This window comes from Rhodoferax sp., from assembly GCF_039922535.1.
GTDB lineage: Bacteria > Pseudomonadota > Gammaproteobacteria > Burkholderiales > Burkholderiaceae_C > Rhodoferax_B.
Genome location: NZ_JBDTEM010000373.1, coordinates 1 through 13,736, shown reverse-complemented (window position 1 = coordinate 13,736; position 13,736 = coordinate 1). Strand labels below are relative to the sequence as shown.

Annotated in this window: 14 protein-coding genes, 1 tRNA gene and 1 pseudogene; 7 read left to right on the top strand and 9 right to left on the bottom strand. The window is 61.2% G+C overall.

Annotated features, from left to right (window positions below; genetic code table 11):
* Positions 1 to 222: 222 nt before the first annotated feature.
* Complete coding sequence (locus tag ABI213_RS17925; RefSeq protein WP_348005099.1) at positions 223 to 1,905, top strand: hypothetical protein; 1,683 nt, start codon at positions 223 to 225, stop codon at positions 1,903 to 1,905.
* Here the strand turns inward: ABI213_RS17925 and ABI213_RS17920 are convergent.
* Positions 1,902 to 2,345 carry a DUF6691 family protein gene (locus ABI213_RS17920; protein ID WP_348005107.1) on the bottom strand — a complete coding sequence of 148 codons (444 nt, stop codon included), beginning with the start codon at positions 2,343 to 2,345 and terminating at the stop codon, positions 1,902 to 1,904. The genes ABI213_RS17925 and ABI213_RS17920 overlap by 4 nt on opposite strands.
* Positions 2,346 to 2,367: 22 nt before the next feature.
* The gene (locus tag ABI213_RS17915; RefSeq protein ID WP_348005098.1) at positions 2,368 to 2,769 is read right to left on the bottom strand and encodes a YeeE/YedE family protein; all 402 of its coding nucleotides are present in this window, start codon (positions 2,767 to 2,769) and stop codon (positions 2,368 to 2,370) included.
* 73 nt (positions 2,770 to 2,842) lie between these two features.
* Between ABI213_RS17915 and ABI213_RS17910 the strand changes: the two genes are divergently transcribed.
* The 4 genes and pseudogenes from ABI213_RS17910 (at position 2,843) to ABI213_RS17895 (ending at position 5,045) form a co-directional block, all read left to right on the top strand.
* The gene (locus tag ABI213_RS17910) at positions 2,843 to 3,088 is read left to right on the top strand and encodes a metal-sensing transcriptional repressor (RefSeq protein WP_348005097.1); all 246 of its coding nucleotides are present in this window, start codon (positions 2,843 to 2,845) and stop codon (positions 3,086 to 3,088) included.
* Positions 3,089 to 3,097: 9 nt separating this feature from the next.
* A pseudogene (locus ABI213_RS17905) lies at positions 3,098 to 3,598 on the top strand (MBL fold metallo-hydrolase); the annotation flags it as partial.
* Between the two features lie 138 nt (positions 3,599 to 3,736).
* The gene (locus ABI213_RS17900) at positions 3,737 to 4,207 is read left to right on the top strand and encodes a rhodanese-like domain-containing protein (RefSeq protein ID WP_348005106.1); all 471 of its coding nucleotides are present in this window, start codon (positions 3,737 to 3,739) and stop codon (positions 4,205 to 4,207) included.
* A gap of 61 nt (positions 4,208 to 4,268) precedes the next feature.
* Positions 4,269 to 5,045 carry a type III pantothenate kinase gene (locus ABI213_RS17895; RefSeq protein ID WP_348005096.1) on the top strand — a complete coding sequence of 259 codons (777 nt, stop codon included), beginning with the start codon at positions 4,269 to 4,271 and terminating at the stop codon, positions 5,043 to 5,045.
* A 74-nt stretch (positions 5,046 to 5,119) separates the two neighbouring features.
* Here the strand turns inward: ABI213_RS17895 and ABI213_RS17890 are convergent, their stop codons facing one another.
* Positions 5,120 to 6,310 (bottom strand): M20 aminoacylase family protein, encoded by a 1,191-nt coding sequence (locus ABI213_RS17890; protein ID WP_348028069.1) that lies wholly within the window; start codon positions 6,308 to 6,310, stop codon positions 5,120 to 5,122.
* A gap of 144 nt (positions 6,311 to 6,454) precedes the next feature.
* On the bottom strand, positions 6,455 to 7,591 hold the full coding sequence (locus tag ABI213_RS17885) for an ABC transporter substrate-binding protein (protein ID WP_348028067.1): 1,137 nt from the start codon (positions 7,589 to 7,591) through the stop codon (positions 6,455 to 6,457).
* 30 nt (positions 7,592 to 7,621) lie between these two features.
* Here ABI213_RS17885 and ABI213_RS17880 point away from each other — a divergent pair, with 30 nt between their 5' ends.
* Together ABI213_RS17880 and ABI213_RS17875 are read left to right on the top strand one after the other, a co-directional pair.
* Positions 7,622 to 9,700 (top strand): molybdopterin oxidoreductase family protein, encoded by a 2,079-nt coding sequence (locus ABI213_RS17880; RefSeq protein ID WP_348028065.1) that lies wholly within the window; start codon positions 7,622 to 7,624, stop codon positions 9,698 to 9,700.
* A gap of 448 nt (positions 9,701 to 10,148) precedes the next feature.
* Positions 10,149 to 10,829, top strand: a complete 681-nt coding sequence (locus tag ABI213_RS17875; RefSeq protein WP_348028063.1) for a ProQ/FINO family protein — start codon at positions 10,149 to 10,151, stop codon at positions 10,827 to 10,829.
* A 180-nt stretch (positions 10,830 to 11,009) separates the two neighbouring features.
* On the opposite strand, the gene ABI213_RS17870 is transcribed toward ABI213_RS17875, so the two are convergent.
* The 5 genes from ABI213_RS17870 to rpsK form a co-directional block, all read right to left on the bottom strand.
* A tRNA-Met gene (locus ABI213_RS17870) sits at positions 11,010 to 11,086 on the bottom strand.
* Between the two features lie 27 nt (positions 11,087 to 11,113).
* Positions 11,114 to 11,506 (bottom strand): 50S ribosomal protein L17, encoded by a 393-nt coding sequence (gene rplQ, locus ABI213_RS17865; RefSeq protein WP_348028061.1) that lies wholly within the window; start codon positions 11,504 to 11,506, stop codon positions 11,114 to 11,116.
* A gap of 124 nt (positions 11,507 to 11,630) precedes the next feature.
* Entirely contained in the window at positions 11,631 to 12,623 is a 993-nt protein-coding gene (rpoA, locus tag ABI213_RS17860) for a DNA-directed RNA polymerase subunit alpha (RefSeq protein WP_295959425.1), read from the bottom strand.
* A gap of 108 nt (positions 12,624 to 12,731) precedes the next feature.
* Positions 12,732 to 13,355, bottom strand: coding sequence for a 30S ribosomal protein S4 (rpsD, locus tag ABI213_RS17855; protein WP_295959421.1), 624 nt, complete (start codon positions 13,353 to 13,355; stop codon positions 12,732 to 12,734).
* Positions 13,356 to 13,463: 108 nt separating this feature from the next.
* A partial coding sequence (rpsK, locus tag ABI213_RS17850) for a 30S ribosomal protein S11 (RefSeq protein ID WP_348028058.1) occupies positions 13,464 to 13,736 on the bottom strand: 273 nt, incomplete at its 5' end.

Genomic DNA, 13,736 nt, shown 5'->3' with positions numbered 1-13,736 from the left:
GAAAACCCTGTGCTCACCCCAGAGCAGATACAAGCCATGGTGGCCCGCGCGGTGCAGGTTTTCATGGCTGGCTACGGTCCAAAGTAACCAGGCGAACGAATTTTCTATGTTTTAGGCCGTCGGTGCTTATTTGAACTGCACTAAAAGCTATCTAAAGAATAGCAAAAAGGCGCTGTTGTGCTCCTCTACACTTCGGCCATTGCCCACCACCGAATGTGCACGATGACCACCGCCACCGCGTCTGCAGCCGCCACCCCGCCCCCCGTCGTAGAGCACTTCCGCCAGGTCTTGCTGTGGCCCGTACGGCTCATGCCGGTGCACGGCAGCGAAGGCGCAGTCGCCAAACCCTGGCAAGTCCTGGCCGACATGGGTGAGGCATCACCCTGGCGCGAAGTGGTGGACGAGTTCACCGGCGACAGCAGCAGCTTCCATGAGCGGCACTACAACGAATTCGTCACGTTTTTGCCCTACGTGCAGCGGTTTTTGTACGGCGAGGGCTTGCCCAAACACGGTTCCCACACCAAGCCCCAAGGCTCGCCCATGCGGGTCTTCCGCCGCCACGACATCGCTGCCGTGCGGGTAGTGCCGCGCCCCTTTGATGCCCCCGTCACGCTGGACACGGTGCATGTCGATCTGTACTTCTTCCTCGATGTGGACCTGGTGCTGCTAAACGTAGAAGTAGCCGCCCGCCACCTGCCGCTGGAGACGGCGCAAGAGCTGCTGTACCGCTTTGGCCGCGCCTACCCTGCCGGCTGGGACGATGCGGGCCAGGCCCTGCACTGCCTCGCCAGCGCCGAATGGCTGGACGCGCAAGGCCAGGTGCTGGCCGCGTCCGACGCCAACCAGCGCGATGCCTTTCTGTCCCACGTCAGCACCCGGCGCGCACCGCGCATCTCGGCCCACTGGGACTTCATGATGCAGCCGCTGGTGGGCGACCATTCAGACCACCCCGGCCTGCTGCGCTTTCGCCAGATCGAGTACTACCGCATGCCGCTGATGGCCTACCTGGCCATGGACCGGCCCCGCGACCTGAGCCGCAGCGACTTTGTGCGCCTGGGCCTGGTCACCGGCTCGGGCGCACGCGACCCCGCCGGGGGCTGCGCCCTGCCCTATGGCGACCAGCACCTGAGCGACTTTGAGCACAAATACTGCTACGACCGTTTCTGGACCGAAGGCGGAGCCGCCCCCAACACCCGCTACCTGTGCAACGGCCACGCCCTGGTGGTGGTGGGCGATGCGCGCAGCGAGTTCTACGGCTGCCGCGACCGGGGCGTGCTGGCGCAGTTCCGGCACCAGCATTTTTTGGTGTTTTTGATAGCCCACTTCCAAAAAGCGGCGCTGCTGATGTACTCCGACCGACTGGCCGAAGCGCTGAAGAACCTAGACATCAGCGATGCCGCCAGCGTGCGCCAGTTCAAGCGCTCCATCCGCTACGGCTTTGGCAGCTTTTTGCGCTTCACCCACCGCTACTGGTTCCACGAACTGTCCGAGCAGGCCCAGGTGCGGGCCCTGTTCCACATGTGTTCCCAGCATCTGGGGCTGGAGCCGCTGTACGCCGAGGTCAAGGAACGCATCGCCGAGATGAACCAGTACCTGGAGGCCGACAGCCTGCGACGCCAGGCCAACACCGTGGTACGCCTCACCGTGGTCACCATCTTCGGGCTGATTGGCACCGTAACCACCGGCTTCCTGGGCATGAACCTGATGGCCGAAGCCGATGCCTCCATGGAACGGCGGCTGGCCATCTTTGCCATCGTCTTCATCCTGACCACGGTGCTGACGGTCTACACCATGGTCAAGTCCAAGCGCCTGTCGGATTTTTTGGATGTGCTGTCCGACGAGCGCCTGTCGATGTGGCAAAAGGGCAAGGCGCTGGTCGGCGTGTGGACGCGCAAAGAAGATTAAAACCTCTTGGCGATGGCCATGCCCGCCAGCATCGCCGCCACAAACACCGCCACCGCCCCGCCGCCGGTCAGCACGCTGGCCAGCGCCGGGCCGGGGCAGTAGCCCGCCAACCCCCAGCCCACGCCGAACAGCGCCGCGCCCAGCACCAGCCGGGTGTCGATATCTTTGCGCGTGGGCAGCTGGAACGCGGTAGCCAGCCAGGGCTTGCGCGCCGGATGCCGGGGCGTGGGCGGGGTCACCGCAAACGCCAGCAGCGTCACCAGCAGTGCGCCGCCCATCACAAAGGCCAGGCTGGCATCCCAGGGGCCAAAGCGCTGCGGGTCCCACAGGCCACCCAGGTTCAAAAAGCCCTGCACCTTAGCGGGCAGCACCATGCCCGACAGCACCAGCCCCGCCGCAAACATGCCGCCCGCCAGGGCTGCCACCAAAATTTTTAACATCATTTAGGCCTCTGACGCAGGTTCAAGCTGCGGCTCTAGCTACGAATACCGTAGCAAAACCACATCCCATGAACACCAGCGTGGCCACCAGCGAACGCGCCGAACGCCGCCCCAGCCCGCACACGCCGTGTCCGCTGGTGCAACCCGAACCCAGCACCGTGCCGATGCCGACCAGCAACCCGGCGGCCACCAGCACGGCCCAAGACGGGGACGGCAGCGCGGGCATGCCCCGGGTCAGCACCGCGCCCACCCCGACCAGCCCGGCCAGAAACGCCCAGCGCCAGGCCCGCTCACCCGGCTGCGGCGACAGTGCGCCCGCCACGATGCCGCTGATGCCCGCCACCCGCCCCAAGGCCGCCAGCAGCAGCCAGCAGGCCAGGCCAATCACCACGCCACCCAGGGTGGCCTGTAGAAAAGGATGCATCAAAATAAACTCCATCACCGGGCAAAAATATACCCATGGGGGTATAGTAGACCACATCTGTCCCAGGAACCCCATGTCCCAACTCACCGACCCCGCCAAAAAGAAAACCCTGCTCGCCCGGCTGGCCCGGGTGGAAGGCCAACTGCGCGGCGTGCAGCGCCTGATCGAAACCGAGGCCGACTGCGAAAAGGTGGCCCAGCAGCTGTCAGCCGCGCGCAAGGCGCTGGACAAGTCGTTTTTCACCATGGTCGGCTGCATGATCGAGCAAGGCCACCTGCCCGCCGAACAAGTCGCCGACATGCTGGCCAAATACGCGTAGGAACCCACCATGCAACCCATCCAACTCTTCGACCCCGCCACCAGCACCTACACCTACGTGCTGGTCGATCCGCTCAGCCGCGCCGCCGCCATCATCGACCCGGTAGACACCCAGCTGGAGCGCGATCTGGCCCTGCTGCAGGCCCACGGCCTGTCGCTGGTGTGGACGCTGGAAACCCACACCCACGCCGACCACATCACCAGCGCGGGCCAGTTGGCCGAGCATGCCGGGGCCAAAACGGCCGTGCCCGCAGGCTGCGGCATCAGTGGAGCGGCGGTGCAGTTGCAGCACGGCGACTTTCTCTCTTTTGGCAGCGAAACCCTGCAGGCGCTGCACACACCCGGCCACACCGCGGGCAGCATGAGTTTTGTGTGGCGAAACCATGTATTTACCGGCGACACCCTGCTCATCGGCGGCTGTGGCCGTACCGACTTCCAGTCGGGCAGCGCCGAGGCGATGTACCACAGCCTGACGCAGATTCTGTTTACCCTGCCCGATGCCAGCGTGGTCTGGCCGGGGCACGATTACCACGGTAAAACCCAGTCCAGCATCGGGGCCGAAAAGGCCCACAATCCGCGCATCGCCCACAAAACCTTACCGGAATTTATCGCCACCATGGACGCTTTGAACCTGCCCCGCCCGCAACGCATGGACCAGGCCGTACCGGCTAACTTGACCTCGGGCCTGCCCCATTACGCCAGCCCACTACCGCCCCAGATCCGCCCCACCGAGGGTTATGCGGGCGATGTGTCGCCCCAGTTGGCCTGCGCCTGGTGGCAGGCGGGCGAGGCGGTGCTGATCGACGTGCGCACCGATGCCGAGCGCGCCTGGGTGGGTGAGGTGCCGGGTGCCGTGCCGCTGGCCTGGAAACAGTGGCCTGGCATGGCCATGAACGCCGATTTCGACACCGGCCTGCAAGCGGCATTGGCGGGCGGTAAAAAGGCCGTGCTGCTGTGCCGCAGCGGCGTGCGTTCCATCGCCGCCGCCAAGCGCGCCACCGAGCTGGGGCTAGAGGCCTACAACATCCTGGAAGGCTTCGAAGGCGACCCCGACACCGAAGCCCACCGGGGCCGCAAAGGCGGCTGGCGCTTCCACAATCTGCCCTGGCGTCAGGGGTAACCACACACCTGCCGCTGCGTCGGCGCATAGATAATGCGGGAAAAAATACCGGAGACGCAGGATGAGCTTTCTCGCCATCGACATTGGCAACACCCGTCTCAAATGGTCGCTGTACGACGCGCCCCGGCCCGGAGCAGCACTGCTGGCCCATGGTGCCGAGTTTCTGGAAAACATCGACAAGCTGGCCGATGGTCCCTGGGCAGCACTGCCCACCCCCACGGCCATCCTCGGCTGCATCGTGGCCGGGGATGCCATCAAACGCCGCGTGCTGGAGCAACTGGAGCTGTGGGATGTGCACCCCCAATGGGTGGTGTCCAGCCCCGCCGAGGCCGGCTTAACCAACGGCTACGACCACCCCACCCGCCTGGGGGCTGACCGCTGGGTCGCCATGGTGGGCGCACGCCACCGCATGCTGGCCCAGGGCCCTGAGCGGCCGATGGTGGTGGTGATGGTGGGCACGGCGGTCACGGTGGAGGCGGTGGACACCCACGGCAAGTTCCTCGGCGGCCTGATCCTGCCCGGCCACGGCATCATGCTGCGGGCGCTGGAGTCGGGCACGGCGGGCCTGCACGTGCCCACCGGTGAGGTGCGCCTGTTCCCCACCAACACCAGCGACGCGCTGACCAGCGGCGGTACCTACGCCATCGCCGGGGCCGTGGAGCGCATGGTGCAGCATGTGCGCCAGCACTGCCAAGCCGAACCGGCCTGCTACATGACCGGCGGCGCGGGCTGGAAGATGGCACCCAGCATGTCGGTACCCTTTGAGCTGGTGGACAACCTGATTTTTGACGGCCTGCTGGCGATGGCCGATGAACGCTTTCAAGCCCTGGTTTTATAAGCTTTTTAGGCCTCCTGCGCAGGTAGCACCTGCGCAGGCAGCTACTTTTTCAATAGCATCCACTCTCAACGGCTTCAGCCAGGCTTTAACCACGCTTCGGCCAGCCGCACCCAGTAAGTCGCGCCCAGCGGGATCAGATCGTCGTTGAAGTCGTAGCTGGGGTTGTGCAGGGTGCACGGGCCTGCACCGTGGCCCATGGCGCGGTGGTCGCCGTCGCCGTTGGCAATAAAGCAGTAGGCCCCCGGCTTGGCCAGCAGCATGTAGGCAAAGTCTTCTGCGCCCATGGTGGGTTCCTGGGTGATCACGTTGGCGGGCCCCACGATGTCGGCCATCACCTGGCGGGCGAACGCGGCCTCGGCGGCATGGTTGATGGTGGGCGGGTAGTTGCGGGCAAATTCAAAGTCGCAGCGGGCACCAAAGGCAGCGCACAGGCTATCGGCGATCTGGCGCATACGGGCTTCGATCAAATCCAGCACTTCCAGCGTAAAGGTGCGCACCGTGCCCTGCAGCTCCACGCTGTCGGGCACGATGTTGGTGGCCGAGCCGCCATGCACCATGGTGACCGACACCACGCCCGCGTCAATGGGCTTTTTGTTGCGGCTGATGATGGTCTGGAAGGCCAGCACCATCTGGGCCGCGATGGGCACGGGGTCGATCCCCATATTGGGCATGGCGGCGTGGCTGCCTTTGCCGTGGATGGTAATTTTGAATTCGCTGCTGGAGGCCATCACCGGGCCGGGGCTCAGGGCAAACTGGCCCACCTGCATGCCGGGCCAGTTGTGCATGCCAAACACTGCATCCATAGCGAAGCGGGTGAACAGGCCTTCTTGCACCATTTCGCGGGCCCCACCGCCGCCTTCTTCGGCGGGCTGGAAAATCAGGTAGACCGTGCCGTCAAAGTCGCGGTGTTCGGCCAGGTACTGCGCCGCCGCCAGCAGCATGGCGGTGTGGCCGTCATGCCCGCAGGCGTGCATCTTGCCGGGGTGCTGGCTGGCGTGGGCAAAGGTGTTGAACTCTTGCAGCGGCAGCGCGTCCATGTCGGCACGCAGGCCGATCGCGCGCAGGGAGCTGCCGTTTTGCAAAAAACCGACCACGCCAGTGCCGGCCAGACCCCGGTGGATGGGAATGCCCCATTCGGTCAGCTGGCGTGCCACCAGGTCGGCGGTCAGCACCTCTTGAAAACTCAGTTCTGGATGGGCGTGCAGTTCGCGGCGCAGGGCGGCGATGCCGGGGGCCTGCTTCACCAGTTTGTCGATCACGGGCATGAAGTTCTCCTTATTCCAGTTCCAGATCAATACGAGATTAGACGCGAAGCCGCAGACAGTGCTTTAGCGTGTCCCAAAGCGTTTTCAACGTTTTGGGAGGGCAAGGCGAAGCAACGACATATTCGGATGGATCTGGAAATGGAATTACATGCGGATGCGTCCATCTCCGGTCAGCATGGACAGGTCCACAAAACTGGATCCTACATGGTCGCTTGCCGACAACTTGATGGCGAAGCCGCCGTAAGACTGCGCACCCAATGATTCGAGCCCGGCCACCAGGCCCTCGCTGTTCAGGTTTTTGGCTGCACTGGCACGCCGCAGGCCGTCTACCAGCACTTTGGCGGCCAGATAGCCCTCGATGCTGGAGAAGTTGGCCCGCGCATTGCCACCGGCCGCCTTCACCGCCTCGGCAAAGCTGCGTGCCAGCGGACTGGCGGAGCTGTAGGGCGACGGCATGACCTGGGATACCACGATGCCGGCGGCCTCCTTGCCCAGCGCGTCGGACAAGGCTTGGGTACCGACAAACGACACGTTGAAAAACTGCCCGCCGTAGCCTAGCTTGCGTGCCGCCCGGATCAAGGCCGCGCACGAGGTGTAGGCGCTGATTTGCACAATCGCCTGCGGCTCGGCCGCGCGCAGGGTTTTGGCGGCGGCTGCCACATCGACCGAATTGCGCTCCACCGTGGCCAGCGCCACTGGCTTGCGCCCCTGCTTGGACAAGGCCAGCGTGACCCCGTCCAAGCCCGCTTTGCCGTAGGCATCGTTTTGGTAAAACACGGCGATACGGTCCAAACCCAGTTGGGTAAGCTGCTTGACGATAAGAGCCGTCTCGTCCTGGTACGAGGCCCGCACGTGGAAGGCATATTTGTTGAACGGCTCGCGCAAGGCCATGGCCCCGGTGAACGGGGCCACAAACGGGGTTTTCGCTTGCGTAGCTAGTGGCAAGGCGGCCAGGCTGGTGGGGGTGCCCACATAGCCAAACAAGGCCAGCGCGTCGGCAGCCAGCAGCTTGCGGGTGTTGTCCAGGCAGCGGTCGGGCTCATAGCCGTCGTCCAGGGTGCGTAATTCGATCAGCCGGTGGTCCACACCGCCCTGCGCATTCACCTGGTCAAAAACCAGTTGGGCACCTTGGGCATACTGGATACCTAACTGGGCTGCAGGCCCGGTCAAGGCCGCCGACTGGCCCAGCACAATCTTGCCACCCGACTGGGCACGCACCGCTGGGAAACCGGCTACAGCAGCCAAACCGGTGGCGATAGAAAAACGACGGCGATTTATCATCGATACATTTTGTCACGCTTAGGAACCTCCATGCCAGACCACTCCGCGACAGCCTCCGTGCAACAGGTACGGGGTGCCTGCCCGCACGATTGCCCCGACACCTGCGCACTGCTAACCACGGTGCAGGACGGCATTGCCATTAAGGTCCAGGGCAATCCGGCCCACGCGCACACCGACGGCGTGCTGTGCACCAAGGTCTCGCGCTACACCGAGCGTACCTACCACCCGGAACGCATCCTGCAGCCGCTCAAACGCATTGGCCCCAAGGGTTCGGGCCAGTACACCCCGGTGGGCTGGGACGAGGCGCTGACCGACATCGCCGCACGCTTGCAGACCGTTGCCGCGCGCAACCCCGAAGCCATCGTGCCCTACAGCTATGCGGGCACCATGGGGCTGGTGCAGGGCGAGAGCATCGCCGCCCGCTTCTTCCACGCCCTGGGCGCATCGCTGCTGGACCGCACGATCTGCGCGTCGGCCGGTGCCGAGGGCCTGGTGCACACGCTGGGCGGCAAGGTGGGCATGCAGGTGCAGTTTTTTGCCGAATCGAAACTGATCTTGATCTGGGGCAGCAACTCGATCGGCAGCAATTTGCACTTCTGGCGCTATGTGCAGCAGGCCAAACGCAATGGCGCGCGGCTGGTATGCATCGACCCGCGCAAGACCGAAACCGCCGAAAAGTGCCACGAACATATTGCCCTGCGCCCCGGCACCGATGCCGCCCTGGCCCTGGCCCTAATGCACCAGCTCATCACCCACGACTGGTTGGACCACGCGTACCTGGCCGAGCACACGGTAGGTTGGCCCGAGCTGCGCGAACGCGCGCTGCAATGGCCCCCCGAGCGGGCTGCCGAAGTGTGCGGCGTACCGGTAGAACAAATCGTATCGCTGGCGCGCGACTACGGGCACTGCTTCGCCACCGGGGAGCCCGCCGCGATCCGCCTGAATTACGGCATGCAGCGTACCCGGGGCGGCGGCAATGCCACGCGCGCCGTGGTCAGCCTGCCCGCGCTGATCGGGGCCTGGCGGCACCGCGCAGGCGGCGTGCTGATGAGTAGCTCGGGTCACTTCCCGGTGCAGCGCGCTGCCTTGCAACGGCCCGACTTGCTGGCAGGGCGCGGGCCACGCACTATCAACATGAGCACGATTGGCGATGCTTTGCTAGACACAACGGCACCGCAGATCGAAGCGCTGGTGGTTTACAACAGCAATCCCGTCGCCGTGGCACCCGATTCGGGAAAAGTGGTGCAAGGCTTTGCCCGCGAAGACCTGTTCACCGTGGTGCTGGAGCATTTCCAGACCGATACCGCCGATTACGCAGACTACATCCTTCCCGCCACAACGCAGTTGGAACACTGGGACGTGCACAGCGGCTATGGCCACACCGATGCCTTGCTGAACCGACCCGCCATTGCGCCGCTGGGCCAATCCAAAGCCAATACCCAGATCTTCCGGGAGCTGGCCGCCCGCATGGGCTTGACCGACCCGTGCTTCAGCGAGAGCGATGAGGCGCTGTGCCGTACTGCGTATGGCGACCAGGTGGACTTTGGCACCCTGCTGGAACACGGCTTTGCGACAATTCCATTGCCCGACGCACCGTTTGCCACAGGGCAGTTCCCCACACCCTCGGGCAAATGCGAGTTTTTCAGTGACCGACTGGCGGCGCAAGGGTTGGATGGTTTGCCAGACTACCTGCCAAATTACGAGGCGGCCGGGACGTCCACCGAATTTCCGCTGGCAATGATTTCACCGCCTGCCCGCAACTTCTTGAACTCCAGCTTCGTTAACGTCACCAGCCTGCGTCAGATCGAAGGTGAGCCGCTGTTGGAAATCCATGCCGACGATGCCCAACAGCGGGGCATCACCAGCGGAGCCGTGGTGCGCATCTTCAACCAGCGCGGCACGTACCGGTGCAAAGCCAAGGTGTCAGCCAGAGCCCGTGTGGGCGTTGTCAATGGATTAGGAGTGTGGTGGCGCAAACTGGGGCTGGATGGCAGCAATGTAAACCAGCTCACCAGCCAGCAGTTGACCGATTTAGGCCGTGCGCCTACGTTTTATGACTGCTGGGTCGAAGTCGCATTGGACGCGCCCCTGGAGACGGAAAAAACCTAACCTCCATAGGCCAGGGTGCAACGCACCGCCAGCCATGGAAGTTGCGTCGCCTTAAGCCGAAACGACGGACTTGTCGCCCTTTGCCTTGGTTGCCACAGGCGGAGCGCCAACCACTTGCCAGATCGTTTTAAACCCAGTGTCGGGAATCTGCAAAGGTTTGGTACGCGCTGCCTCAGGAGGAGTGACGACAACCGCAGGAGCTTTCTTAGCCATGAGCACTTTCAAAATTTTGGGAGGGCCGATTGTCGCAGTACCACCGTGTAAACCCGAACCAGATGCGCATTCTTAGGCCTTCCCCGCACCGTGACGTTGTTGCTAAGCGACAAATACGGCATGATCCTACGCCGCACTCTGACGGCATTGAAGGCGGATCACTTGTGTTTTCGATGAAAATACAACTTGTTCGCGCACTCTTTGCGCCTGTACCCCACTGCATACCCACATCACCGTGACCACTCCCCTCGCCGCCCCCAGCACCCGAACCCCAAAACCGCGCGCATCCAGGCCGCAGCGCGCCCCGCACAGTCGAGAGGTGCACCCCCTGCTACACAAGCTGTACGATTTGTATCCCAAGGTGTTTGGCCCAAAAGCATTACCATTAAAACTCGGCATCTTTCACGAACTAGTCGCCAACCACCCCGATCTGCTGGAAGCCAAGGCCCTGCGTGAGGCCCTGGGACAACACACCCGGTCCACCCGCTATCTGGAGCAAGTTGCCACGGGCGTGAGCCGCCACGACTTGCAAGGCAATCCCGTGGAAAGTTTGGCACCGGAGCATGTACACCAAGCCATCATGGAAGTCGCGCGTCGGGACCGTACAGGTAACAGCCCCGCGGCACAGGCCAAGCTGCGCATGCGGCTCCGCAATGCCTTTGAAGCCTCTGGATTGAGCCGTGGCGGGTATGCGGAGCTGGTCAAACCACCGTTAGAAGCATGGAATGCTCTGCTAGACCACGCGTACACCGAGGATGGTGCCGCCGCAGCAAAGCGCGAAGCCTTGTTGAAAGCCTTTGAAAGCAGCGGCCAGACTTTGGTGCAATTTGCCGATATGTACGGCATGGATCTGGTCGGTACCGAAAAGTCGCTGGAACAAGCCAAACAAGACCGGACTGCCAAGCAAACCGAGTAGAGCGACGAACCGTGGCGCGACATGCTTGCACCACGGAGTCCGGTGAGGGCGAAGAAGCCCTTACCTTTGCCATGATGAAAATAGCATTAGCCAGCATCAAGGCGTATTTATCGTGTGGCACAAATTAAAAAACCCACGCTAGGTGGGTTTTTTAACTCGTAATACCGAAGTACTACCGATTGGTTGCGCGAGTAGGATTTGAACCTACGACCTTTGGGTTATGAGCCCAACGAGCTACCAGGCTGCTCCATCGCGCGGTATTTTTCCATTATAGCAGCTTATGCTTAGTCTGCAGATATTTCTACAGCTTCTTTTACATCAGCACGATCAACCAGTTCCACGAAAGCCATTGGTGCATTGTCACCCACGCGGAAACCCATCTTCAAGATACGGGTGTAGCCGCCTGGACGTGCCTTGAAATGGGGGCCAAGGTCGTTGAACAACTTGGTCACGCTATCGCGGTCACGCAAACGGTCAAAAGCCAGCCGACGGTTAGCAACAGTCGCTTCCTTAGCCAAAGTGATCATAGGCTCGATCACACGGCGCAATTCCTTGGCCTTGGGCAAAGTGGTCTTGATGGCCTCGTGCTCGATCAGCGAGTTCATCATGTTGCGCAACATCGCAAGGCGGTGCGAGGTAGTGCGGTTAAGTTTACGAAGTCCGTGTCCGTGGCGCATGGTGCATTCCTTTCAGTTATTTTGACGCACAGCCGGATCAGGTACTGCGCGTTGCACGTGTCCTTTGCAGGACACTTTTAAAGACCAGCACAACACCAAAATGCTGTACTGGACCAATTTCCAATTAACGCTTATCCAAGCCAGCAGGTGGCCAGCTTTCAAGCTTCATACCCAAGGTCAGACCGCGCGAAGCGAGGACTTCCTTGATTTCATTCAGCGATTTGCGACCCAAATTAGGAGTCTTGAGCAATTCATTCTCGGTGCGCTGGATCAGATCACCGATGTAATAAATATTCTCAGCCTTCAGGCAGTTCGCAGAGCGAACCGTCAATTCCAGCTCATCCACAGGACGCAACAGAATCGGGTCAAATTGCGTGTTGCCACGCGGTGCTGGCTGTTCAAACACGCCTGCTAACTCGCTGCCTTCCAACTGCGCAAATACTGCGAGCTGTTCAACTAAGATTTTAGCCGATGCGCGCACTGCATCTTCCGCCGAGATCGCACCATTGGTTTCAATCTCAACCACCAGCTTGTCCAAGTCGGTACGCTGCTCAACGCGAGCGCTTTCGACGGTGTAGCTCACGCGCTTGACGGGAGAAAACGACGCGTCCAGCACAATACGACCGATCGACTTGGTTTGCTCGTCCGCATAGCGGCGCATGCTGCCTGGAACGTAACCACGGCCCTTTTCGACCTTGATCTGCATGTCCAGCTTTCCGCCTTGCGACAAATGCGCAATCACGTGGTCTGGGTTGATGATTTCAACATCGTGCGGAGTCTGGATGTCAGCCGCAGTCACCACGCCGTCGCCATCTTTACGCAGGCTCAAAGTGACTTCATCACGGTTGTGCAATTTGAAAACAACGCCTTTGAGATTCAACAAAATGTTCACAACATCTTCTTGAACACCATCAATCGAAGAGTACTCATGCAGCACGCCTGCAATCGTCACTTCGGTTGCCGAATAACCCACCATGGACGACAACAGTACACGGCGTAGTGCATTACCCAAAGTATGCCCGTAGCCGCGTTCAAACGGCTCTAACGCAACTTTCGCACGGTTGTGGCCCAGTTGCTCAACGTTGATGGCTTTGGGTTTCAGCAAATTAGTTTGCATGCATGCTTCCTCTCAGTACCCCCAGCTCGTTACACCGGTAAGGCAAGTGTTGGTTCTAGGCCGCAGTGCCCCGCAGCCTAGGAACAAAATCAAACGATAAATGCGGAATTAACGCGAATACAACTCAACGATCAAGGATTCGTTGACATCAGAAGCGAACTCATCACGGTCCGGTACTTTCTTGAAAATACCTTCGGTCTTTTCAATGCTAACTTCAACCCAGGCTGGCAGGCCCACTTGTTGTGCCAATTGCAGGGCTTCAACAATACGGTTCTGCTTCTTCGACTTGTCGCGAACAGCCACTACATCACCGGTCTTGACCATGTAAGAAGGGATATTCACGCACTGGCCGTTCACCGTCATAGCCTTGTGCGACACCAACTGGCGTGCTTCAGCGCGCGTGGAGCCGAACCCCATACGGTATACGACGTTGTCCAGACGCGATTCCAGCAGGAACAGCAGATTGGCACCGGTGTTGCCCTTGCGACGATCGGCTTCCTCGAAATAGCGGCGGAACTGGCGTTCCAACACACCATACATGCGCTTTACTTTTTGCTTTTCGCGCAGCTGCAAACCGAAGTCAGAAGTACGGGCACCAGAAGTGCGTCCGTGTTGACCTGGTTTAGAGTCGAATTTAGCCTTGTCGCTGATCGAACGGCGAGCGCTCTTCAGGAAAAGATCAGTGCCTTCACGGCGAGAAAGTTTGGCCTTGGGACCGAGATAGCGTGCCACTTGAGCGTCCTTAAATATTATCTTCCACGCACAAACGTGGGAGCCACCTGCGCAATGCAGATGGCGGTGGGCTTATAAAAAACCGGACTGAAATAAATTCCAGCGAGATTAGATGCGACGACGCTTTTGAGGGCGGCAACCGTTGTGCGGAACGGGAGTCACATCTGCAATCGAGGTAATGCGGATACCGAGTGCACCCAGAGCGCGAACCGAAGATTCGCGGCCAGGGCCCGGGCCTTTGATTTCGACATCAAGATTCTTGATACCTTGTTCAATGGCGGCACGACCAGCCACTTCAGATGCAACCTGGGCAGCAAATGGAGTCGATTTACGCGAACCCTTGAAGCCCTGGCCACCGGAAGAAGCCCAAGACAACGCATT

What these genes read in the sequence shown, in the direction of transcription:
- ABI213_RS17925 (WP_348005099.1), top strand. Translation starts at nt 223, where the DNA reads ATGACCACCGCCACCGCGTCTGCAGCCGCCACCCCGCCCCCCGTCGTA.
- ABI213_RS17920 (WP_348005107.1), bottom strand. Translation starts at nt 2,345, where the DNA reads ATGTTAAAAATTTTGGTGGCAGCCCTGGCGGGCGGCATGTTTGCGGCG.
- ABI213_RS17915 (WP_348005098.1), bottom strand. Translation starts at nt 2,769, where the DNA reads ATGCATCCTTTTCTACAGGCCACCCTGGGTGGCGTGGTGATTGGCCTG.
- ABI213_RS17910 (WP_348005097.1), top strand. Translation starts at nt 2,843, where the DNA reads ATGTCCCAACTCACCGACCCCGCCAAAAAGAAAACCCTGCTCGCCCGG.
- ABI213_RS17900 (WP_348005106.1), top strand. Translation starts at nt 3,737, where the DNA reads ATGGACCAGGCCGTACCGGCTAACTTGACCTCGGGCCTGCCCCATTAC.
- ABI213_RS17895 (WP_348005096.1), top strand. Translation starts at nt 4,269, where the DNA reads ATGAGCTTTCTCGCCATCGACATTGGCAACACCCGTCTCAAATGGTCG.
- ABI213_RS17890 (WP_348028069.1), bottom strand. Translation starts at nt 6,310, where the DNA reads ATGCCCGTGATCGACAAACTGGTGAAGCAGGCCCCCGGCATCGCCGCC.
- ABI213_RS17885 (WP_348028067.1), bottom strand. Translation starts at nt 7,591, where the DNA reads ATGATAAATCGCCGTCGTTTTTCTATCGCCACCGGTTTGGCTGCTGTA.
- ABI213_RS17880 (WP_348028065.1), top strand. Translation starts at nt 7,622, where the DNA reads ATGCCAGACCACTCCGCGACAGCCTCCGTGCAACAGGTACGGGGTGCC.
- rplQ (WP_348028061.1), bottom strand. Translation starts at nt 11,506, where the DNA reads ATGCGCCACGGACACGGACTTCGTAAACTTAACCGCACTACCTCGCAC.
- rpoA (WP_295959425.1), bottom strand. Translation starts at nt 12,623, where the DNA reads ATGCAAACTAATTTGCTGAAACCCAAAGCCATCAACGTTGAGCAACTG.